18 protein-coding genes and 1 riboswitch are annotated in these 22,798 nt (G+C 35.9%); of the genes, 5 read left to right on the top strand and 13 right to left on the bottom strand.

All coding sequences use genetic code 11. The annotated features are described in order from the left end of the window. The first annotated feature begins 169 nt into the window (after window positions 1–169). A complete protein-coding gene (locus ACQKNC_RS20405) occupies window positions 170–559 on the top strand; it encodes a helix-turn-helix domain-containing protein (protein WP_427426553.1) in 390 nt (129 codons plus the stop codon). A gap of 208 nt (window positions 560–767) precedes the next feature. On the opposite strand, the gene ACQKNC_RS20400 is transcribed toward ACQKNC_RS20405, so the two are convergent. Next, window positions 768–1,646 (bottom strand): radical SAM/SPASM domain-containing protein, encoded by an 879-nt coding sequence (locus ACQKNC_RS20400; protein ID WP_427426578.1) that lies wholly within the window; start codon window positions 1,644–1,646, stop codon window positions 768–770. Window positions 1,647–1,833: 187 nt separating this feature from the next. Here ACQKNC_RS20400 and ACQKNC_RS20395 point away from each other — a divergent pair, with 187 nt between their 5' ends. Beyond that, window positions 1,834–2,103 carry a hypothetical protein gene (locus ACQKNC_RS20395; RefSeq protein WP_427426552.1) on the top strand — a complete coding sequence of 90 codons (270 nt, stop codon included), beginning with the start codon at window positions 1,834–1,836 and terminating at the stop codon, window positions 2,101–2,103. Window positions 2,104–2,374: 271 nt separating this feature from the next. Here the strand turns inward: ACQKNC_RS20395 and ACQKNC_RS20390 are convergent, their stop codons facing one another. From ACQKNC_RS20390 to ACQKNC_RS20380, 3 genes are all read right to left on the bottom strand, one after another. After that, window positions 2,375–3,778, bottom strand: coding sequence for a SpoVR family protein (locus tag ACQKNC_RS20390; RefSeq protein ID WP_427426551.1), 1,404 nt, complete (start codon window positions 3,776–3,778; stop codon window positions 2,375–2,377). A gap of 27 nt (window positions 3,779–3,805) precedes the next feature. After that, window positions 3,806–4,963, bottom strand: a complete 1,158-nt coding sequence (yhbH, locus tag ACQKNC_RS20385; protein WP_427426550.1) for a sporulation protein YhbH — start codon at window positions 4,961–4,963, stop codon at window positions 3,806–3,808. 211 nt (window positions 4,964–5,174) lie between these two features. Then, window positions 5,175–7,070, bottom strand: coding sequence for a PrkA family serine protein kinase (locus ACQKNC_RS20380; protein WP_427426577.1), 1,896 nt, complete (start codon window positions 7,068–7,070; stop codon window positions 5,175–5,177). 659 nt (window positions 7,071–7,729) lie between these two features. Here ACQKNC_RS20380 and ACQKNC_RS20375 point away from each other — a divergent pair. Beyond that, the gene (locus ACQKNC_RS20375; protein WP_427426549.1) at window positions 7,730–8,725 is read left to right on the top strand and encodes a M23 family metallopeptidase; all 996 of its coding nucleotides are present in this window, start codon (window positions 7,730–7,732) and stop codon (window positions 8,723–8,725) included. 445 nt (window positions 8,726–9,170) lie between these two features. Continuing rightward, the gene (locus ACQKNC_RS20370) at window positions 9,171–10,865 is read left to right on the top strand and encodes a methyl-accepting chemotaxis protein (RefSeq protein ID WP_427426548.1); all 1,695 of its coding nucleotides are present in this window, start codon (window positions 9,171–9,173) and stop codon (window positions 10,863–10,865) included. Between the two features lie 146 nt (window positions 10,866–11,011). Here the strand turns inward: ACQKNC_RS20370 and ACQKNC_RS20365 are convergent, their stop codons facing one another. The 5 genes from ACQKNC_RS20365 to ACQKNC_RS20345 all read right to left on the bottom strand — a co-directional run bounded on the left by ACQKNC_RS20365 (window position 11,012) and on the right by ACQKNC_RS20345 (window position 17,276). Further along, the gene (locus tag ACQKNC_RS20365; protein WP_427426547.1) at window positions 11,012–11,695 is read right to left on the bottom strand and encodes a hypothetical protein; all 684 of its coding nucleotides are present in this window, start codon (window positions 11,693–11,695) and stop codon (window positions 11,012–11,014) included. Between the two features lie 86 nt (window positions 11,696–11,781). After that, a complete protein-coding gene (locus ACQKNC_RS20360) occupies window positions 11,782–13,527 on the bottom strand; it encodes a methyl-accepting chemotaxis protein (RefSeq protein ID WP_427426546.1) in 1,746 nt (581 codons plus the stop codon). A gap of 331 nt (window positions 13,528–13,858) precedes the next feature. After that, on the bottom strand, window positions 13,859–15,598 hold the full coding sequence (locus ACQKNC_RS20355; protein WP_427426545.1) for a methyl-accepting chemotaxis protein: 1,740 nt from the start codon (window positions 15,596–15,598) through the stop codon (window positions 13,859–13,861). Between the two features lie 102 nt (window positions 15,599–15,700). Continuing rightward, window positions 15,701–15,786: riboswitch (cyclic di-GMP riboswitch) on the bottom strand. Between the two features lie 468 nt (window positions 15,787–16,254). Then, on the bottom strand, window positions 16,255–16,452 hold the full coding sequence (locus ACQKNC_RS20350) for a hypothetical protein (protein ID WP_427426544.1): 198 nt from the start codon (window positions 16,450–16,452) through the stop codon (window positions 16,255–16,257). 326 nt (window positions 16,453–16,778) lie between these two features. Further along, window positions 16,779–17,276, bottom strand: coding sequence for a DUF1456 family protein (locus ACQKNC_RS20345; protein ID WP_427426543.1), 498 nt, complete (start codon window positions 17,274–17,276; stop codon window positions 16,779–16,781). A gap of 205 nt (window positions 17,277–17,481) precedes the next feature. Here ACQKNC_RS20345 and ACQKNC_RS20340 point away from each other — a divergent pair, with 205 nt between their 5' ends. Then, window positions 17,482–17,679: an alpha/beta-type small acid-soluble spore protein gene (locus ACQKNC_RS20340; protein ID WP_049668804.1), complete on the top strand. Its 198-nt coding sequence runs from the start codon at window positions 17,482–17,484 to the stop codon at window positions 17,677–17,679. 392 nt (window positions 17,680–18,071) lie between these two features. Here the strand turns inward: ACQKNC_RS20340 and ACQKNC_RS20335 are convergent, their stop codons facing one another. The 4 genes from ACQKNC_RS20335 to ACQKNC_RS20320 form a co-directional block, all read right to left on the bottom strand. Further along, a complete protein-coding gene (locus tag ACQKNC_RS20335) occupies window positions 18,072–19,283 on the bottom strand; it encodes an MFS transporter (protein WP_427426542.1) in 1,212 nt (403 codons plus the stop codon). Between the two features lie 407 nt (window positions 19,284–19,690). Beyond that, window positions 19,691–21,292 carry an ABC transporter permease gene (locus ACQKNC_RS20330; protein ID WP_427426541.1) on the bottom strand — a complete coding sequence of 534 codons (1,602 nt, stop codon included), beginning with the start codon at window positions 21,290–21,292 and terminating at the stop codon, window positions 19,691–19,693. After that, the gene (locus ACQKNC_RS20325) at window positions 21,292–22,209 is read right to left on the bottom strand and encodes an ATP-binding cassette domain-containing protein (protein ID WP_427426540.1); all 918 of its coding nucleotides are present in this window, start codon (window positions 22,207–22,209) and stop codon (window positions 21,292–21,294) included. Before ACQKNC_RS20325 ends, ACQKNC_RS20330 begins: the two co-directional genes overlap by 1 nt. Window positions 22,210–22,221: 12 nt before the next feature. After that, the gene (locus ACQKNC_RS20320) at window positions 22,222–22,785 is read right to left on the bottom strand and encodes a TetR/AcrR family transcriptional regulator (RefSeq protein ID WP_427426576.1); all 564 of its coding nucleotides are present in this window, start codon (window positions 22,783–22,785) and stop codon (window positions 22,222–22,224) included. Window positions 22,786–22,798 lie beyond the last annotated feature (13 nt).

Genomic DNA, 22,798 nt, shown 5'->3' with positions numbered 1-22,798 from the left:
CAAGCTACTGAAGAATCATCAACACTATTTTGCATAAGTCTTTTTTCTCAATAAAAACTTACTACCAATCATTGTACCATTTTACTGTAACATTATCTCTATTATACCACTATAATGGTATAGGCATTTTTAATGTTTTTCACTAGCTTTTTACTTAGAGGTGAATCATATGTCAGACTTTTTAAAGCTAGTAGGCGAACAACTTCGTATTATTAGGGTTTCTAAGGGGCTTAGTCAGGAAGAAGTAGCAGAAAAAACGGGAAAACTTGGTTTTAGTAAAGGACGAATCTCAAATATTGAACACGGGCAATCTAATATCACATTAAGTACTTTAGAAACGCTGATGAAAGCATTAGATATTGTGCCTGAGGAGCTTTTTAATTTTCAAAAATTATCTGGTGTTACTGATATTGAAGAAAAGAACCTTATGCTTGACATACATCGATCAGTATTAAGGGAGCGCAATTTAGACGAGGTGAAATACGTAGTACGCATTACGAATGATTTTTTAAATACTATTGATTCACAATCAAAGAAAAACAGCTCCAATGGTCAATGACGTTGGAGCTGTTTTTGTGGCCAGCTAAAAAATATTTTTCGAAATTTCTTGATACACTGCTTTAATGTGTCTAATATCCACCTACACATGGTATACGTTTTAACGAATGTCATCCATAACTTTGGTGATGAGCCCGTTTTATCATGGTGGCATGCTATTGTTTCGACCATGTTAAAAATCCATTTAGCCTAAAACCAAATGGATCTATCTATTCCATCCCAAACTTTTGACGATAACCACATTTTCTACACAGTTCCTCTACTGCTTCTCTACGTGAAAATCCGTCGACAATATTATTTGCACGTTCACCCTGAACAATATCAGTGAAGGATTTTTCGTTTACATTCCCCAAATTAATAACTCCCTCACCATCAAGACAGCACGGCACTACTGTACCATCTACTAAAATAGCGGCTTGGCTTCGCAGCGCATGGCAAAAGCCTTTTCCTTCATCCTCAGGTTCCAGCAAGCTTGGCCACTTGAATTCATGATCCTGATTTAAATAAATATTATTAGCAATCTTTACACCTTTACCGGGTTGCACTTTTTCTTCGATGCGATAATCAAGATTATATTCATTTTCTAGAATTTCGAGCGTTTCACGATTTCTTCGTGCCGCAATATCCGTTACATGATCCCTTTGTAAATTCCATAAACGATATGAAATAATTGTATTATATTCTTTTGAAGCACGCACAAAATCCAAAATATCCCCTAAATATTTCTCACGATTTTCCGATCCTTCATGACCGTCGAAACTATGCAAAGAAAAATTGATTTGACGTAAGGCTGGTTTCCCTAGTATCTTTTCATGATTCTTTTTAATCAGTGTACCATTCGTTGTAATATTAACTTTAAAACCTTTCTCATGTGCTGCGTCAAGAAGCTGATCAATACGTGGATGTAAAAGCGGTTCCCCTTTTACATGCAAATAAATATATTTCGTGTGAGGACGTATTTCATCCAATATTTTATTAAATTGTTCCACTTTAATAAGTCCCTTTGCACGAGCCGTTGGAGGACAAAAGCTACATGCTAAATTACAGACACTCGTTATTTCTATATAAACCTTTTTAAATGTTCTCAACGTTGATTCACCGTTCCAGTTCTTCATATATTCAAACTCTATTCATTTTAACAAATTTTACGATAAGGAACAGTTTTTCAGCCTCCATCCTCTCACATTATTTATACAACTTAGGGCTACATAAACAAGTATGCTTGAGAAAGATTAATAACTTAAGAGTAATGCTAAAATGAAGGAGGTGAAAATTATGCCTGATAATGAACATTCAAAGGATCCATCTAAAAATCATATTACCATCAATCTTACTATTAATATTGGCAATAAAGAAATCCATCTTAATCAAAGGGCTGAAGGTGGAGGACAAATCAATAAGGATGTAGGTACTAATGCCAATCGAGGCGGTCAAAATGCCATAAACGACAGTACTAGAAATATAAACTCCCAATTCGCCGATGAAAACGACAGAAGCGGTATTGCTGATGACAATAATGATGAAGTGGCGGACAACAAGGAATAAAAGTAAAAGACAGCAGAGTAATCGACAGCGATATCCATTCATCTTCGAATCATAGTGAAAGTAGTGAAGATGAAAATGAATCCTCTCCATTGCTAGATGAAAATATAAACGAATAAAGTTTATTTAGATTCATCACGCCCAGTAGGAACGGAAATCCCCCCTCTTTATAACGATAAGCCTTTTTTTGAAACAGCAAAAACTTCTATCTGTAAAAATAGCTCATACCAACAGATAGAAGTTTTTTGATTTGGTTATCCAAAAGAATCACGTCTCACACATTGCGTTTATAATTTTTTGTACCATCATAGGAATAAAGCATTGGCTTTCCATCCACATATGTTTCTAAATGAACAGGACGACCCCATAGCTGATAAATATATGGCAAAACGTTTTCTAAATAGTGTGGATCGAGCTCCATGCCCTCATAGCCATGTACTAAATAGAGTTCTCCGTTGCGAAGGTAATCTCCATTTTTAACGAAGATATATGGGAATCCCCCGTTTACACGCATCGATACGAGCTGATCTCGTACCATTTCATACTCCTTATCTGTAATACGGTATTCATTGCCCTTTTTCTGGAACAAATAAAGATCCTCTCGCTTTGCTAAATCCTTCGTTAAATAGTTACGGATAAAGGATATATCCGACTCTATCTCTCGAACCTCAAACATTTTCTCCCGTCCAGAGTTCGGTTGTACACCTAGCTTTCTCATCTCTTCCGTTGGATGATTATAGCGATCTTCAATATCCTCGAAAATTTTCACACCAAGGTAATAAGGATTAATGGATGTCTTTGAAGGCTGCACAACACCTGCATTTAATTTAGCATATTCAATTGTTTCCGCTGTTGTTAGTTTAAGCTCACGCATTATACGTTGATGCCAAAAGGAAGCCCAGCCCTCATTCATAATTTTTGTCTCTAATTGTGGCCAAAAATAAAGCATTTCCTCACGCATCATCGTTAATATATCTCGCTGCCAGTCCTCGAGCTCTCGACTATGCTCCTCTAAAAATAGCAATAAATCTTTTTCTGGCTGTGGCGGGAAGTGCTTTATTTTTCTCCTTACTGATTTATACTCTTTTTCCTTATCATCTAAACTCCATAGATCATCATACGGTGATTTTGCTTGAGGAATATCCTCTTCATATTCATCCTTTGTATTCCAAGACAATTTTGGCCGTAAAAGGGATGGATCGATATGCTCCTGAATCGCTAAAACCGCATCTAAAAATTGCTCGACTTCATCCTTTCCATATTCTCTTTCATAGCCAGCTATCCGTTCAGCTGTTGCAGTCATGCTCTCTACCATGTCTCGTCTAGTATTGGAGAAGCGTACATTATTTTTAAAGAAATCGCAGTGCGCCAATACATGCGCAATAATTAATTTATTTTGTGTTAACGTATTTGTATCGAGTAAAAATGCATAACATGGGTTTGAGTTAATCACTAGCTCATAGATTTGACTTAGCCCTAAATCATATTGAAGCTTCATTTTATGGAATTGTTTTCCGAAGCTCCAATGTGAAAATCGAGTAGGCATACCATATGCGCCAAATGTATAAATAATATCTGCCGGACAAATTTCATAGCGCATTGGAAAGAAATCTAAGCCAAAACTTGAGGCAATTTCTGTAATTTCATCAATCGCTCGCTCAAGTTCTTTCTTTTCCACTTTTCCGCCCCCTCCTTTGAACATGATTTAAGATTCACTTTTTTTGAAAAAGCTCTTTAAGGCATCATATACATCGCCTTTTTTTCTTATAATATGATACCTAAATTTGGGGTCATCTACTTTTTTGTAAGTGTACATAAGTGTAGAAAAGCGGTTATGCTGATTGACTTCACCATATCCGAACATACTAGATACTTCCATTAATTCTGCCACTAGTTTCAGGCACTTTTCATTATCCATTGATATATTTTCACCATCTGAAAAATGTACTGGATAAATATTATAGCGGGAAGGATTATACTTTTCTCGAATTAGTTCTAATGCTTTTATATAGGCAGATGAACAAATCGTTCCCCCACTTTCTCCCCTCGTGAAAAATTCTTCTTCCGTCACTACTTTTGCTTCTGTGTGATGTGCAATAAACTCAATTTCCACGGTTCCATACTTCGAGCGCAAAAATTTTGTCATCCAAAAGAAGAAGCTTCTAGCGCAATATTTTTCGAAGGAGCCCATCGAGCCACTTGTATCCATCATTGCAAGGACCACTGCCTTCGATTCAGGTTTTTCCACTTCATCCCAAGTTTTATAACGTAGATCCTCATTATGAATTGGTGTAATTTCTGCTTTTCCTTGCATAGCATTACGCTTTAGCGCATTGAGAATTGTGCGCTTTTTATCAACATTTCCCATTAAACCTTTTTTCCGAATATCGTTGAACTCAATTTTTTCCGTTTTAATATCTGCTTTTTCTTTCTGCTGTAGGTTTGGTAGCTCAAGCTCGTTAAATAACACATTTTGAACCTCTTCAATGCTTACTTCAGCTTCATAATAATCATGGCCAGGCTTGTCACCAGCTTCTTTTCCTTTACCATTAGCCTGATTGCCTCTGCTGGCATCACGCGCAACCACGTCACCTACATTACTGTCTCCTTGCCCTTGCCCAACATGCTTGGAGTTATCATAGTTATATCGAATTTTATATTCATCAAGTGAACGTATAGGTATTTTAATTACCTCGCGACCATTGGACATGACAATACTTTCTTCACTAACTAAATCGGGTAAATTATTCTTAATAGCATCTTTTACTTTTTCCATATGCCGTTGCTGGTCCTGGTGCCCTTTACGATGGAGGGACCAATTTTCCTGAGAAATGGCAAAACGTTTATTTTCGTTTTCAGTCATTTTTATCCTCACCCATCTATCAAATTCTTTTTCTATACTATGCTAGTAAATCGCTTTCTTGAACTTTTTTGGAGAAATCAATTACACTTCGTGGTTACATCACTTATGGTAAAAAATAAGTGAATGAAGATAAAAGGAGTGCCCTAAAATGGGACACTCCTATTCACTCCTATCAATAGTCTTATAGTTTCCACTGAATAGGTCAGAGCCACTAACGATTTAACAGACTACCTACATATTGCAATAATTCATTAGCAGATGTTGTATTATAGCCGTGTTCATCAACAAGTCTTGCTACAACCTCATTTATTTTCTTGAGCTGTGATTCATCCGGCATTTTTGAGGATGTTGTAATTTTCACGACATCCTTGAGATCCGCAAATAATTTCTTCTGTATTGCTTCTCGTAATCTTTCATGAGAATTATAGTCAAAACGCTTTCCTTTTCGAGCATAAGCAGAAATACGAATTAATATCTCCTCACGGAATGCTTTTTTCGCATTTTCCGAAATGCCAATTTGCTCCTCAATAGAGCGCATTAATTTTTCATCTGGATTCATTTCCTCACCAGTCAATGGATCGAAAATTTTATTTTTATTACAAAACGCTTCTACATTATCAAGATAATTATTCATCAATGTTTTTGCAGACTCTTCATACGAATAAACGAATGCTTTTTGCACTTCATTTTTGGCAATGTCATCATACTCTCTTCGAGCAACTGCAATATAGTTCATATATTTTTCTCGATCTTCCTGAGAAATGGAAGCATGCTGGTCAAGCCCATCCTTTAGTGCACGCAGAACATCTAACGCATTAATAGATGGTACCTCTTTTCGGATAATAGCTGAAGAAATACGATTAATGATATACCGTGGATCAATACCGTTCATGCCTTCGTTCGGAAACTCTTTTTTAAGCTCCTCTAAGTCAACGGAATTAAATCCCTCCACATTTTCTCCGTCGTACAGTCGCATTTTTTTAATAAGATCCACACCTTGTTTTTTCGGTACTTCAAGTCTTGTCAGAACCGAAAAGATTGCTGCGGCCTTTAATGCATGTGGCGCAATATGAACATGTGACATATCGCTTTCCTTAATCATTTTTTCGTAAATCAATTCTTCCTGACTAACTTTTAAGTTATACGGAATAGGCATGACAATAATACGTGAATGTAACGCCTCATTCTTTTTATTTGAAATAAATGAACGATACTCCGTTTCGTTTGTATGCGCAACGATTAACTCATCTGCACTAATTAATGCAAATCGACCTGCTTTAAAGTTACCTTCCTGCGTTAAAGACAATAAATTCCACAAGAATTTTTCATCAAGCTTTAACATTTCTTGGAATTCCATCATACCTCTGTTTGCCTTATTAAGCTCACCATCAAAACGATAAGCACGAGGGTCAGATTCTGAACCAAATTCTCCTATTGTCGAGAAATCAATGCTACCTGTTAAATCAGCAATATCCTGCGATTTTGGATCTGATGGCGTAAATGTTCCTATGCCCACACGTTTGTCTTCAGAAAAAGAAATACGTTCGATCATCACATTTTCAATGCGTCCATCGTACTCCTTTTCAAGACGCATCGTATTTAAAGGCGATAAACTTCCTTCAATTCGTATACCATACTCTTCGTAAAAATCATTACGCAAATGATGTGGAATTAAATGTAGAGGATCCTCATGCATTGGACATCCCTTAATTGCGTAAACTGCGCCTTCATCTGTTCGCGAAAATTGCTCAAGTCCGCGTTTCAACAAGGTCACTATTGTTGATTTACCACCACTTACTGGTCCCATTAATAACAAAATACGTTTTCTAACATCCAATCTCCGCGCTGCAGGATGGAAATATTCCTCCACCAGTCTTTCAATTGCTGTTTCAAGCCCAAAAATTTCTTGCCCAAAAAATTCATACATTTTTTGCCCATCGCGTTCCTCTACACCAGCACTTTTTATCATATTGTAGACGCGTGAATGGGCCGTTTGAGCAACTTCAGGTCTTTCCTTGATGATGTTTAAGTAATCTGCAAATGTACCTTCCCACTTTAGCCGATTTTCTTCTTCGCGATAGCTTTTCACTTTATCTAAAATGTTGATAGCCTTCCCTCCATTCAGGGCTTGATTTATAACATAGTATGAAGGAAATGACATTATGATACCCAATACTTTTTCTTTGTTGAAGTTTCTTCTTATTTGGTTATAATTTTCCCCTGCCGGATAATAGGAATTTAAACGCTAAATAAAATAATTATGGCTCTTCGGCAAAACGAGGAGTTGATTTCCGTTCCGGCTGGGCGTTTTGTTGCTGACGCTTCGCTTTCGCACAGTTAAAACATTTGTCGCTGTCGCTTCGCTTTCGCACAGTTAAAACATTTGTTGCTGTCGCTTCGCTTTCGCACAGTTAAAACATTTGTTGCTGACGCTTCGCTTTCACGCAGAGCAAAAATTCCTGAGGGCGTCGGGGCAACAGATGTTTTTTCCGCGAAAGCAAAGCGGCAGCGGCACCGAGGTTGGTCACAAAGGCGTTATCACAGAATGTGATTGTTTTATCCTTCGTTCCGGCAGATCCCCAAGGAGTCGCCCAGCCGGAACGAAGATCAACTTATTTCCAACAAACGTTACTAGAAACAGTTATTGTTATATCTGATGATTTATTTCACAAAAATTGCTCATTTCTACCGCTTTGTTTTCCCACAAAAAGTGCTGAATGAAGATAAAAAATTCGGTTATTCTAACTTTAGAAAGGAGGTCCATTATTGATTCGCCATTTTATATTCCTTTTATCATGGATGTTATTGTGGAGTTTTACTCTCCCCACTGTTGCTTTAGCAAAAGAAGAACCTACCCAAGAAGAAATTGTACAGCAACGCATGGCCTATTACGTACAATTTGACGAATTACTCATTCCGTGGCATTTCTTAGCAGCCATTGATCAATATGAACGAAATTTGCAATCAGTTCGTAAAGATATTCCAAAACGGGATGGTATCATTGCCATTCAATTTTCTGATGAATATTGGTCAGGTGCTTTAAATCCTGTAAGAGATGATATTCGCCCAGATACAATTAGTTACTTTGGCGGAATGGGGTTAGACGGCAATGGTGATGGATTTGCCAGTCCAAAGGATGATGCCGATATAATATTCTCCATGGCTACTTTCTTAAGTAAATTTGGAACAACTGATGAGGATTTTAAATTAGCTTTATGGGAGTATTACGGAAGTGAACAGGCCGTAAATCAAATCTTCACCATTTCCAAAATGTACAGTCATTTCAAATCTACTGAGCTCGATGCCCACACATTCCCAATCCCTACTAATTACGATTACAGCTATCGTAGTACATGGGGTGCTAATAGGGGCTGGGGGGGACGCCGCATTCATGAAGGAACAGATATCTTCGCTAGCTATGGTACTCCTGTGCTTTCTACCTCTTATGGAGTAGTGGAAATAAAGGGCTGGAACCAATTTGGTGGTTGGCGCATAGGAATTCGAGATAATCATAACTCATATCATTATTATGCCCATCTTGGTAGTTATAATAAGAAGATTAAAGTAGGAGATCTTGTCGCACCTGGGACTGTTCTCGGTTATGTTGGTAGCTCTGGCTACGGTAAAGAAGGGACATCAGGAAAATTCCCACCTCATCTTCACTATGGGATATATAAGTTCAATGGACGTACAGAATGGGCATTTGATCCATATCCATCATTATTACAATGGGAGCGACTAGCTAAAAAAGAAAAACAATAATCAAATACGCCTTGGCGTATTTGTTGCTGTCGCTTCGCTTTCGCACAGAAAACATTTGTTGCTGTCGCTTCGCTTTCGCACAGAAAACATTTGTTGCTGTCGCTTCGCTTTCGCACAGAAAACATTTGTTGCTGTCGCTACAACAACATTTTGCTGAATGAAGATACATTTAGGAGCACTTGGTGCACTTTTGCAGCAAGTGCTTTTTCATTAGGTAGGAAAAAATACTTAAAGATATTAAAAAAAATTCAAAATTGCACTTAAGACATATATTTTTTACTACCTACCTCGTTAACACAAAAATGTTATTGTACTAAATAAACTATTTTTAAAATTTACATTAAAAAGGTTTATTTCTATAAAGATTTAGTTATAAAATAATATTTGTAATATAACAATTTTTATTTTAAAGACCATTGAAAATTAACACAAAGGGTGGGAAAAGATGAAAGGTATTTTTCAGTTTAAAACACTTAAAGCTCGAATATTAAGTTCATTTCTTCTTTTATTAGCATTAGTTGTTTGTTTTACAACTTATACTTACATTTCTAATAATAAGATGGAAAAACAAGCAGAAGGTTTAGTGAAAGAAGATTTAATTGTCTTAGCTGCAAGTAAAAATTTAGCAATGTCTATGAGTGTTCGTCTCTCTGCAGCTTTAAGCTATGTTGTATCAGGTAAAGAAAAATACATAGAAACTTTTAATGAATATCGACAAATCGCTGAGGAAAGCAATAGTATTATGTCGAAATACGAAAATACACCTGAGCGAGAAGCGCTAGTAGAAAAAGCACGTACATGGAGTAATCGCGTAAATACCGAAGTATTCGATGTTTATAAAAAAGGCGATAAAGAATTAGCATTAAAAAATCTAATTGCTATAAATAATCTTGTAACTGAAGTTCGTACTGGTTATGAAGAATTGGCCAATAAACACTCAGATGCCATTAATAAGGTAGGAGACAACGTAGTATCAACAAGTTTAAGCAATAAAACAGTTGGAATAATCTTTAGCATTGTATTAACAATTGCAGGTATCCTAATTGCCATAGTCACTGCTAACAATATTTCTAAGCCTATTGTGACTGTCTCAAAGCGCATGAGCGAATTAGCGGATGGCAATTTGCAACATGAACTACTTCCAATAACTCATCATAATGAAATTGGTCAATTAATGCTTTCCGCAAATGATATGAATGAAAAATTAAAGCAAACGATAAGCTCAATCCATGCTGTTTCCGAAACAGTAGCAGCTAGTAGTGAAGAGCTGGCCCAATCTTCTAATGAAGTACAAACGGGTACAGAACAAATTACCGTAACTATGCAGGAGCTGGCCTCTGGCACAGAAACACAAGCATCTACAGCAGGTGATTTAGCCGAAACCATGGCTTCTTTCCAGCGTAGTATTCATGAAACAACACAGGAAGGCATTGAATTAAAAGAGCATTCAAGTCATGTACAAGATTTAACAACTACAGGTAAAGGCTTAATGATACAATCAACACAACAAATGGCAACCATTAATGAAATAGTTTTAGATTCAGTGAAAAAAGTTGAAGGCTTAAATGTGCAGTCTGCTGAAATTTCCAAACTTGTTTCTGTCATTGATGATATTTCAAACCAAACAAATTTACTTGCCTTAAACGCTGCCATCGAAGCAGCTCGTGCAGGAGAGCATGGTAAAGGTTTTGCTGTTGTTGCCGATGAAGTTCGTAAGCTTGCCGAACAAGTTCAATTCTCTGTTACTGATATTTCAACAATCGTCAACCGTATTCAAGGTGAAACAGGCAATGTAACAACCGCTCTGCAATCCGGCTATGAGGAAGTAAAAAAAGGAACCGCCCAACTAAATCAAACAAATGAAACATTTGACCAAATTTCGGAAGCCGTTGAAGAAATGATTCTTAACATAAATACCATTTCAAGCAATTTAAACAAAGTTGCTCAAAATTCTGAGTCTATCAATGTCTCAGTTGATGAAATGGCTTCTATTTCTCAAGAGTCTGCAGCTGGAGTAGAACAAACAACAGCAACTGTAGAGGAAACAGCCGCTACAATGGAAGAAATCTCAAGGAGTGCAAATCAGCTCGCTGGTATGTCTGAAGAGCTAAATATTCAATTACAGCAATTTAAAATTTAAGGTTCGGGTGTTAATCCAATCTGTTTCGGACGATACCTGATCACTTCAAGCAGCACTTCAAGCAGATATCTGAACATTGTAATCTTTCCTAGAAAAAGCTATCTCGACAATTACGTTCGAGATAGCTTTCTCTTCTAAATAATAGTTTATTGCCAATGTCTAATTGGAACCCTTTCAAGCTCATAACGTTTTATAATAACACTGATCTTCTTAAACCAATCCTCACATAACTCTAGCGCTTCTTGATACTCATCCTCTTCTCTGGATATAGGCTCACTATTATCCATAAAAACATATTCTAGAATAGGGTCAGATAGGTTATCAGCTACAATTTTCAATGTCAATTGAGACACAGTGTTATACTCCGGGTCCTCTTCATCTAATTCTTCTTCCATATCCATATCTTCACCAAGTAATGAACCACTAATTAAGTTATTGCTTGTCCTTGCAATATACATTTCGTCTTCTACTATAGCAACTTCATATATTTTATTGAATGGGATTTCTTTTTTTATCAATTCCTCTTCTAAATCTTCTCGACTTACAAGGAAAAGTGTATTAGAAGGTTCATTTAATAATAAAGCACTTAAACAATCATTTGAGATGATGCAATGTGTATGAGGGATAGCCAAAAGCTCTTCTTCACTTGCCTCTTTCAATTCATTTAATTCATTGATATAGATATATCGCTCTTTCACATACCGAATAACACCTGCTATTAATAGCCCTAGACCAATTAAAGAATATACCTTACTAAATATAGCCGTTTCGACTGAATTTGCTAGTAATAAATAGATTATCCCTAGACATAAAAGAAAAAAGGTCTTCATCCATATCCCACCCTCAAAAAGATAATCGATAGGATTATTTCATCCTTATTAATAGAAATTTTATTCTAACGATTATCTTTTCATTCTTAATTTCTATGGGAATTATCTTCGTTTTTAGCATCTACATCAAACTTTGAAACGGATTTTTCAAGTTCTTCTGCCATTTTGTTCAGTATTAAAATAGAATGGAGAATATCTTGATTGTAGCTTTCTTGTTCCATCGTACGTTCTACAACACTTTCTGTTGCCTTTGCAGCCTTATTAGCAAGCATCGTTGTTTCCAAAACTCCTGCTGTAATCTCCTCAGAAAATGCAGACATTTCTTCTGAAGTTACAGAAACTTGTTTTGTATGAGATACTACGCCCTGAATAGATTGAAGAATACTTTCAAATGATTTCCCAGCTTCTTCAACAGTTTGTAAACCATCTTCTACATTTTCTGTTACAACATTCATAGTTTGCACCGTTAAGCTCGTATCCTCATTTATTTTAGAAATCAAATCTGATATGCTATTTGCCGATTTTTCTGACTGCTCAGCAAGCTTTCTTACTTCTTCAGCTACTACGGCAAAGCCCTTTCCAGATTCACCAGCTCTAGCTGCTTCAATCGCAGCATTTAATGCAAGTAGATTCGTTTGTGAAGCAATATCACGAATCATATTAATAATAAGTGATACTTCATTTGATTGACTCTCTAGTTTTTTTATTGCATGTGCGGATAATTGAACTGATTCATTAATAATATTCATTTGATGAATCACTTTTTCAATGTTTCCATTTCCAAGCTCTACATTTTGTAAGCTAATAGATGATAATTGAGATACATTTGAAGAAGCCTCGGCAATTTGTTGAATGCCCTCTGACATTTGCTCTAATGTCGCAGAGCTTTCCTCTGAGCTTTTATACTGTGCATGCGCTCCAGCCGACACTTCCTGGATGGAGGCCGAAATATGACTAATCGCTTCAGTTGCCTTTTCACTACTTTTTGCCACTCCGTTAGTCGTTTCGATTAGCTGTTTAGAATTAGAATTGATTCCAATGATAATATTTTGTAAATCTAGTACCATTTGTTGAAATGCATTTGTTAAAACACCTATTTCATCTTTTCGATCTGTTTCTATTTTTACGGTTAAATCACCATTGCCAACTTGTTTTACTTGTGATGTTAGTTTTCTTAATGGTTTCGTTAAATAATTTGTGAAGAAATAAACGATACAGATTCCTACTATTAAAACAATTAGCGTAATCAATATAATTTTCTTTTGATTAGCATTCATGTCCGCATATACTTCTGTAGCATCTAAGTCTGCCCCTAATAATCCTATAACTTCTCCAGCAGTATTTTTTATCGGTGCATAGATAGCAAGCACAGCTCCGTATTGTGGATCATTTGATAGTTGAAATTGTACTTTACCTGTTTCAAATACTTGCTTAATTTTAGGATATGATTCGGGTGATTCCTCTTTAACACCAATCGTTGAATCCTTTTTCGGTTCGCTATCTACCATATAATAGTAGTCATATCCCTTACCATTTTTTATCCGAGTCATCGTATACAAACTGGATACCTTATAAAGCTTTTTAACAGAGCTTAATTCTTTTTGCAATTTATAATAATTGTCATCTTTTTTTGCTCCAATTTCAAATCTTTGAAAGCCTTTAACATCTACTTTGGAGATTGCCCGATCAATCATATTTAAGTTTTGCAGACCAACTGTCTCTTTCACTAGATTCAACGAAGAACGATAAATAAGAAAACTAATCAGTAAACATGATATAACAAGTAAAATTGAAAATACCATTAACATTTTGATTTTTAAGCTATTTCGCATCGATGAACTCCTTATAATTATTTTTTTATTTCATTTTCCACGTGAATATTTACTCCAAAATAAGAATATTTGTAACTATAAATTATACAATATCCCACCAGTACAATGTCATTATTTACCAATAAATAGAATTTTCTTACATAAACTAGCTATAACTAATCATTTTTAAGTGTCATTTTTTCAGCACAAAAAAAAACGAGAACATTGAAATTCAATGCTCTCGTTTCATCTTGTCTACAAAAGAATAAATGTAAAATAATACAAATCGATAAATAAAAGTTGATTTCACTTTGTCTTCAATTTCCTCGTAACTCCGTGAAAAATCAACACATCATTCATTCTCCAATTTGAATTTTGCTACAAGTACCTGCAATTCTTCTGCAGTGTTTCCTAATGAATACGATGCCTCTTTCACCTCTTGCATAGTTGTCAATTGCTCTTGAGTTGCATTTGACACATTAGACGAAAATTCAGATGACTGCTCCGTAGATTGCTTAATATTATTGACAGATGCTGCAACTTCCTCCGAAGAAGCAGAAATTTGTTGAGATGCAGCCGAAATTTCACGAATCTGACTTGCAACTTCTTCTGATGAAGCGAGTATTTCTTTAAAGATTTCCCCTACTTCATTTGTAAACTCCATACCAGCCTTTACATCTTCTTTACCTTTTTCCATTACAGCGATAGAAGCGTTAGAATCAGCTTGGACTGTACTAATTAAATTGTATATTTCCGTTGCAGATTGTGATGATTGTTCCGCTAATCGTCTAACCTCGTCAGCGACAACAGCGAAGCCTTTCCCGTGCTCTCCTGCTCTAGCAGCTTCAATTGCCGCATTTAATGCTAGTAGGTTTGTTTGATCGGCTATTGCTGTAATAAGACTTACAATATCGCTAATTTTTTTCGTATTGATATGTAATCCGTTTATCGTTGTCCCTATTTGTTCAACAGAATCATTAATCAATTCCATTTGTGCAATGACTTTCTGAACAATATGGTTTCCACGTTCTGAAGCTTGAGAAGCAGAAATAGATGATTCAGCAGCTGTATTAGCAGAGTCAGCAATTTGCTGGATGCCTGTCGCTGTTTCCTCCATAGCAGCAGCTGTTTCCTCAGTCATAACCATTGAAGCCTCAGAATTTTGCGTGATTTGCCCCATGTCTTGAGCAATATTTGTTGCACTATTATATGTCTGTGCTGCATTAACAGTTAGCTGGTTAGCTGCTGAAGATACATTATCAGATGTATTTCTAATATTTAAAATGATATGTTGTAAACTTGAAACCATCGTATTAATAGATTCAGATAAACTTCCGATTTCGTCCTTCGTTATTTCTAAATCCACATTTACTAATTCCCCATTCGCTACTTGATTTGCAGCATTTACTACTTTCTTAAGTGGTTTTAATAGACGATCAATAACTATGTAAAGTAAAACTAATAAAATTAAAATTCCAATAACAGCTATAACAATCTGTTTTATAACACTGGTTTTAATGATCGTATTTATGTAGTCCGCAGAATAATCAATACCTAATAATGCAATGAGCTTTCCATTGTCATCTTTAATTGGGCTAAATACAGTTCGCCATGAACCATAAGGGTCTTGGTAAATATCGGTTACCTCAGTACTATTATTCTCAATTGCCAAATTAGCTGTTTTCACATGTTCATCTGCTAAATCAGTATCGACTTCACCAGCTTCATTTATATCGTTCAAATTAGATGTATAGCCTATCGGTTTAATACCACTTGCATCCTGCACATCCCAAATATAGCTCCACCTCATAATTCCTTGTTCTTCTTTAATCTTATCGAGTTGTTTTTGAACTTTCTTAAATATAGCATTAGTCTCTCCCTTTTCAGTCAATAAATCTTTAATATCATCACTATCAAGATTCATAGCTGTCAATAAACCAACACTTTTTAACTCTTGTTCTAAATCACCAGACATTCGATTGTTTAATTCTCTAATACTTTGCGTAGTAATAATAGCAATTAGAAGCAAAACAATAATAGAAACCGTTAGTAAAAGTTTGTATTTTAATGGAACATTTTTCAACAACTTCATGATTATTACTTCCTCCTTTATCGTATTTTTGGCAAAAAAATAACCTATTTCAAAAGAAACAGGCATCAAAGAATATAACTAGCAATATATGTACTTGACTAGTACTCCTGCTTAGCCAGCATAGCATACACTACCTTAGACCTATAACTTCGCGTCTCTACCTAACAGTAGATTTACCCATCTTTTCCCTCACAAAATTAACATAATGGGTAAAAGTAGTCAATGTCACTAGATAAAAATACACATATTTTTTACAATTTTAATATTATAAAATGAGTACTATTACATAATTTTCTCAGCTCATCCATAATACTCTTCAGAGACATCCGCCGGAAACTTTAGGCCAACACGACGTCGGTCACTCAGGCGTTTTCACAGGATGTGAAGTTCTTAGCCTGAGTTCCTCTTTTCAGCAGATGTTTGTTCACCCACTGAAAAGTAACTTAAACCCGCGTTTATCTCACCACCTATTGAGGGGAGACTTCTGTACCAGTCGCTACGCTTTCGGTCAAAAGACTTTTGTAGCTACCGTTTCACTTACGTTACATAAAACATTTGCTGAAAGAAGTTAAAAACAGCTACAACGTAATATTGTAGCTGCTACTATAATTTTAAATAATCAATTACCCCTAAATGATTATTCATATTAAAGATCGTTATCTATTTAGTACCATGACTAAAACTGACGGTATGAATGATAAAGCAAACATGCATGAATACCACATAGATGTACGGCGTAATGAAAAACGAACTTTTTTCTTTTCTGCATAAAAAATATCTAACATAACTGAAGCAACAACAAGTGGGATAGTAACACATGCGATAGCAACTAATAAAATGTCTAAACCAAACATAAAAGCACCCCTCTGTTCGTGAACATTTATTTTCCATCTTTGTGACAACTTTATGTCAATATTAGTGTACACAATTTCGCCACAAGTTGTCAATTAGATTTAACTAAGAAAAAAATGCTTTTTATAGAAAATTTTCATCACAACAAAGGTATTTACGTAAGGATTTCAAAAAAAAGCAGCTACAAATTCGCAGCTGCTTTGTTAATCATTAATATATTGGATGTTTACTAAAATTCCCACTTGATTATTCAGGAAAGAACGTTTATTATAGCGCCTTGACTTAACGCTTCTTTTTAATAAGGAACAGACTTTAATATTGAGCCATTTTACTCTTCTCTATATTTATATGTCAGCCCTCTTAAAAAATTTCTCACAAAGCGATCGCCACATTCTTTATAATTACGATGACTTGGACTTCTTAAAATGGCACCTAATTCGCCTTTCGAAACGCTAACGCCTCCGTCATATAAAATATCGAGCATTTCCTCACTCGTTAAGGCTAACGCAATCTTCACTTTCTTTAATAACATATTATTAGGGCTTTCTTTCCCAGAAACAGGTAGTGGTCCTTCTAGCTGACCAGACTTAGGCTTTTGCGACCCTCGTTTAAATGTAATAAATCCATTTAAAAATGCCTCTACCATTTTATTATTACATTTGATGTATTCTTCTGGTGCTTCTTCCTCATCATTAACTTTAATAAGCATGTTCAATACTTCTTCCTTCGTAAAGTCCATGCCGCCTAACTTAAAAATTTCAACCATATCTTTATTTTTGATATCTAGTGCATATCTTAAACGAATTAATATATCATTGTTCGTCATTTAAAAAACCTCCATTTTGACTGTAAAAGCGCTTCTAACAATCCTATCCTCGAAACTGAAGCATACTTTATTATAGCAGAGACATACACAATTTTAGCTAGCTTTCCAAAAGTTACTTTCTATAGTATTTAGAATGTGCATTTTACTTTTTAACATGTATGATTAGCTAACTCTCGACCATTCTAATCTCAAGGAGGTGAGATAAATGGCTAATCGTAGTTCAAATAAGCTTCTAGTTCCTGGTGTACATGAAGCTGTTGATCAATTGAAATATGAAATCGCACAAGAATTTAATGTACAATTAGGGCCAGAAGCCTCTTCTCGTGCAAACGGTTCAGTCGGAGGAGAAATCACAAAACGCCTCGTAGAAATGGCTGAAAAACGTTCAAAAGGTTTATTATAATAATAAATTTCAAAAAGAACGAATCCCTTTTTTAAATTGGAATTCGTTCTTTCATGCTTTAACATCTTTCAGCGGGTGTCCAAACATCTGTACCTGTCGCTACGCTTTCGCACAGAATGAACCCCTTTTGCTGACGCTACGTTAGCACTGCGCTTTCGCACAAAAAACATCTGTTGGCCTAAAGCCTCCGGCGGATGTCACGGAATCGAAAAGGAGTTCTTAGAGGATGTTAGCCTAAAATCATCGCACCCATGCGATAACGGCTAACTGACCTGCATCGGTAAAAACGCCACGTCCTGTGGCATTACCGAAATGACCGACATCTTGTCGGCCCTCACGCAGGCCTAAGCACAAAGCCGATTCCGAACGCAATTATGCCAGGCATAATTGATTTAATTAATTTCAACTGGTTGTAGAGCCTTGCTTGCCCCTTTTAGAGTTAGCATAACGATAAAGGAAATGCAATATAAGGCAGCTAAGTAGATCATTACGACCGTCATATCATAACTTTGAAGAATATAGCCGACAAAGATCGGTGAAAATCCTCCAATTGCTCTACCGAAGTTAAAAATCGTGTTTGTTGCTGTACTTCGGATTTGCACCGGATAGAAGCTACTAATTAAAGCTCCATACCCTGCGAACATGCCGTTTGAGAAGAAGCCGACAATCGCGCCACCGATTAAAATTGCGACACTTCCTGTGGCATAAGAGTATAAAAACACAGCACATGCGGAAGCAAGTAAAAAGAAACCAAATGCACGCTTTGCGCCAAATCGGTCCATAAATCGTCCAAATGTTAGCATCCCGATAATCATGCCTACTGCTGTGCTAATTGTCCAAAGTGCCGAGCTTGAAACGGAAAGACCTTGAGATTTTTGCAACATTGACGGCAACCAAATCATTAAGCCGTTGTAACCAGCAATTTGAACTGTTGCCATAACGATTAATGTGATGGTCGTCATCGATGTTCTCGGCGTTTTAAATAGTTGTGCCAGCTTACCTTTTTCATGTTGCTTATCGATTTTTTTATTCTTCTGAGCAGCCAACCACTCTGGTGATTCCTCAAGATTTTTTCGTACAATAAAAGCAAAAATTACAGGTACCACACCAACAAAGAATAAAGCTCTCCATCCTAAAGTAGGAAGAATAACGGCACTTAGTAATGCTGCTAAAATAACTCCGTATTGAGCACCTACACTAACATATGAAGAGGCTCTTCCTTGCTTATTCTTCGGCCAAGCCTCAGCAACAAGCGCCATACCAATGCCGTATTCGCCCCCTGCACCAAGACCTGCAATAAATCTATAAATATAAATTTGTTCAATATTTGTTGCTAATCCAGTTAAAGCTGTACCAATTGCAAACAACAAGACGGTATAAGTAAACACTTTTACCCGCCCATACTTATCAGCTAAAACCCCGAAAATAATACCACCCAACAGCATGCCAATATTCGTTATAGAAGATATCAAACCACCCGTTGCGAGATCAATGTTAAATTCCGAAATAATCATTGTCATCGCAAAGGAAATAAACATAATGTCCATTCCTTCCAACGTTAAACCAGCTACTGAAGCTACCACTGTTTTCTTACGATAATCCATTCTTACTATCCTCCAGTTTTCATTGTTAAAGATCTCTTTTAGCCTATTTGAGGGAATGGATTATTCAATTCTTTTCCATTCTCTTTTGAAGCCTCACGGGACTCCCTTTAAAAGAGGTATAATTAGCAAAATAAAAGCCCTTCTGTCACAGAGGACAAAAGGGCATGCGAAAACAAAGATATTGTTAGCTTTAAAAATATCATGTAGCCCTTTTCAGCCTCTCTGGACCGTATTAAAGGAAATTTATTTCGTTCATTTATATCGTTCTACATTCTATAAGATTATTATTGAAAAAGCAATGTATTTTTAAGAAAAGAGATAAAAAATATCGAAGGTAAATTGAGATCACCCCTAAAAGTTAGACAATAAAGTGGTTTGGCATGAACATCGAATTGTGTTTTGTAATGCTAATTTTTAATATCACGCTTCCGAAAACCAATAAAGCTGATTATCATTAATCCTACCCCAATTGCACTTAATAGGAATAACGGCATAAAGGTTGCCTCCTCTATAGGTACATGTGGAACATGACCAAATGGAGATAGCTTCCCTAACCAACTCGGAAATTGAATCAAGTTTCCTAAATATAGGACAATAAATGAATACATAAAATAAAACCAAATCAAATAGGTAAGCCTTGGTAAAAACCCATTAAGTACTGCAGTGATACCAATCATGACAAGTATTGCCGGGTAAAATACAAGAGCTGAGCTATAAACCATGCTGAATTCAAGACCATGTTCTACAACTGCTGTACCAGCTGCCCATAGACCAATTGCGGTAAGGGAAATCATCACAAAACTATTCACAATTGCTAGTATTAAGTATGATCCCATTAGCTTAGTCCTCGATACAGCCCTACCTAATAAATGCTCCAGTCGCCCCTTTTTTTCTTCAGCACGTAGTTTATTCATAGCCAAAATAGGAGGAATTGTTGCTATTAAGGAAAGAATTATCATTAATGTCGGAATAAATTGTTCAACTAAGGAAGCACCTTCTGCTTGCTGCAACAATTGTTGATACATTTCATTTCCTTTAAAAAAGGATTCCAAATCACCAAATATAGATCCATAAGATGCTCCAAGTATAAATAAGCCAATTGCCCATGCAATAAAGCCTGTTCGCTGTAATCGAAATGCTAGACCAATTGGGCTTTGTAAAAGGCGAGATGCATTACTTTTCCCTGGTTTGGATGCTATGAACCCTTGTTCTAAATCGCGAATACTATTTAGGTAAATTGCAATTATAAATAATAGGATAGTAAAAGCCAGCATTAATAATATTGGCCCCCAATTATTAGATGAATATACTTCTGCTTTCGATACCCATCCTAATGGAGAAAGCCATGATAATTCTTCATTACTTATATCAGTGATTGCTCGAGAAAGATAAGCAAGAAGTAGTACTGCAACCGACCATCCAATCGTACCTCGGGAACTTTCTGAAAGTTGGGCAAAAATCGCTGTCACTCCTACAAAAATGAACCCCGTTCCGCCTAACGCAGCACCATAAAGTAAGGATCCTTCTAAATCCATACTTTCAATTCCTAGTACAAATAATCCAAAACCTATAAATAATGCTAAAACAATAAATGTACCACTTGCTACAATAAATGATGCACTTAAGTAAGAAAGGCGCCCTGATGGTAAAGAACGAATCATTTCAATGAGACCGTCTTCTTCATCTGCTCTTGTATGCCGTGTGACAAGTAAAATAGCCATTAAACCAACAATTACCGCAGTTATTAAGAGCATTTGATGGGCTGTCATTGCACCAATAGTATAATTTTTCAGATCACCAGTCCCTACCATTGCCGTTATTGCGGGATTGGCCATTGTTTCAGTAACGGCATCTCTATCCTGTTGCGTTTTATATAAATTTTCAAAAGCAGGAGGTACGATTAATGTGAACAACATTATTCCAGCTATCCATAATGAAACTCTTGTTCTATCTAGACGGAAAATTAATCGAGATAGTCGACCTGTATTGGCAAATTTATTTTGATCCATTAATGGACACCTCCTGTTTCTTTCCCTTCTGCATTATTTTTGCTCTCATAGTGACGCATAAATAAATCTTCAAGAGTTGGTGGTGCACTTTCCAACTTTACAATTCCAAATTGACTAATATGTCTGATGGCACTGTCCAGTTCTTCCGTATCAACTTGAAAGGTCAAACCTTGATTAGTTTCTTTTATATCATGTATTCCTTGTAACTTACTTAATGATGAAATGGGTTTCTTTGTCTCAACAAGGATATGTGTTCTTGTTAAGTGACGAAGTTCATTTAACGATCCAGTTTCTATTATTTTACCTTGTCGAATGATTCCCACTCTATCACACAATTTTTCTACTTCAGAAAGGATATGACTTGAAAGAAGCACACTTTTTCCTTTATTTTTAATCTCCATGACACACTCTTGAAAAACTTGCTCCATCAGCGGATCAAGGCCCGAGGTTGGTTCATCTAAAATATACAAATCTGCCTCTGATGAAAATGCCGCTATTAATGCAACCTTTTGTCGGTTTCCCTTAGAATACGTTCGGCATTTCTTTGTTGGATCTAAATCAAATTTTTTTATTAATACTTCTCTTTTACTTTTATTATTGGTTCCCCGTAATTTAACAAATAAATCAATTACCTCTCCTCCTGTTAAATTGGGCCATAAATTGACATCACCCGGTACATAAGCCAATCTCTTGTGGATTTCCACTGCTTCATTCCAAGCATCTTTACCAAATAATTTAACTTCTCCATCAGTTGCCTTTAAAATACCAAGTAATACCCCTATCGTCGTTGATTTACCAGCCCCATTAGGACCAATGAATCCAAAAACCTCCCCACTCCGTACCTCAAAATTAACACCGTCTAAAGCTGTAAACTTCCCAAACTTCTTCGTTAAATTTCTAACTTCCAACACGTTCATGATTGATCCCCCTTATTTGTAAAAACTATATTTCAAAATTTCAGAATATTTTACCCATTCTTCGAGATACTCCTCCTTAACTCCTTCAAAGCTGTTTAATTGATTAATTACTTTCTCCCCAAATCCGAACATTGTCCAATTAAGAATATCAATCGCTTTTTGAATATCGATGTCCTCACGAAATTTAGAGTAGTCTATATTCTCATATATTTTTGTAACTCCCTCTTCGAAAATAGAATTAACTTTTTGTTTAATCTCCTCCTTCACTTCATCAGATTCCTCATGGACTGAAGAAAAAAGAAAATCAAATACCTGGGGGAATTTTCTTTGTATATGCAATTTTTTTAATCCTAATTTCTCAATTCTTATAAATATATCCGTTTCATTCAAATCTATATGCTCATATATTTTCTCAATGACTTGAATAGAGTATTCAATTAAATATAAATAAAGATCTTTCTTACTATTAAAATAATTAAATAATGAACCTTTAGAGATTCTTGCCTCTTTTACAATTTCATTTGTTGAAGCTTTGTCAAAACCACTTTGCACAAATTCTTTTATGGCGGCATTAATAATACGCTCTTGT

The organism is Lysinibacillus sp. NPDC094177 (assembly GCF_050279145.1).
Lineage (GTDB): Bacteria > Bacillota > Bacilli > Bacillales_A > Planococcaceae > Lysinibacillus.
The sequence above is the reverse complement of the archived record's forward strand: the minus strand, read 5'-3'. Positions and strand labels throughout refer to the sequence as shown.

Excerpts from the sequence above, each read along its gene's own strand:
- ACQKNC_RS20345 (WP_427426543.1), bottom strand. The coding sequence starts at position 17,276 with ATGACGAACAATGATATATTAATTCGTTTAAGATATGCACTAGATATC.
- ACQKNC_RS20350 (WP_427426544.1), bottom strand. The coding sequence starts at position 16,452 with ATGTTTGGTTTAGACATTTTATTAGTTGCTATCGCATGTGTTACTATC.
- ACQKNC_RS20325 (WP_427426540.1), bottom strand. The coding sequence starts at position 22,209 with ATGAACGTGTTGGAAGTTAGAAATTTAACGAAGAAGTTTGGGAAGTTT.
- ACQKNC_RS20395 (WP_427426552.1), top strand. The coding sequence starts at position 1,834 with ATGCCTGATAATGAACATTCAAAGGATCCATCTAAAAATCATATTACC.
- ACQKNC_RS20355 (WP_427426545.1), bottom strand. The coding sequence starts at position 15,598 with ATGAAGTTGTTGAAAAATGTTCCATTAAAATACAAACTTTTACTAACG.
- ACQKNC_RS20360 (WP_427426546.1), bottom strand. The coding sequence starts at position 13,527 with ATGCGAAATAGCTTAAAAATCAAAATGTTAATGGTATTTTCAATTTTA.
- ACQKNC_RS20330 (WP_427426541.1), bottom strand. The coding sequence starts at position 21,292 with ATGGATCAAAATAAATTTGCCAATACAGGTCGACTATCTCGATTAATT.
- ACQKNC_RS20405 (WP_427426553.1), top strand. The coding sequence starts at position 170 with ATGTCAGACTTTTTAAAGCTAGTAGGCGAACAACTTCGTATTATTAGG.
- ACQKNC_RS20370 (WP_427426548.1), top strand. The coding sequence starts at position 9,171 with ATGAAAGGTATTTTTCAGTTTAAAACACTTAAAGCTCGAATATTAAGT.
- ACQKNC_RS20340 (WP_049668804.1), top strand. The coding sequence starts at position 17,482 with ATGGCTAATCGTAGTTCAAATAAGCTTCTAGTTCCTGGTGTACATGAA.
- ACQKNC_RS20365 (WP_427426547.1), bottom strand. The coding sequence starts at position 11,695 with ATGAAGACCTTTTTTCTTTTATGTCTAGGGATAATCTATTTATTACTA.
- ACQKNC_RS20335 (WP_427426542.1), bottom strand. The coding sequence starts at position 19,283 with ATGGATTATCGTAAGAAAACAGTGGTAGCTTCAGTAGCTGGTTTAACG.
- yhbH (WP_427426550.1), bottom strand. The coding sequence starts at position 4,963 with ATGACTGAAAACGAAAATAAACGTTTTGCCATTTCTCAGGAAAATTGG.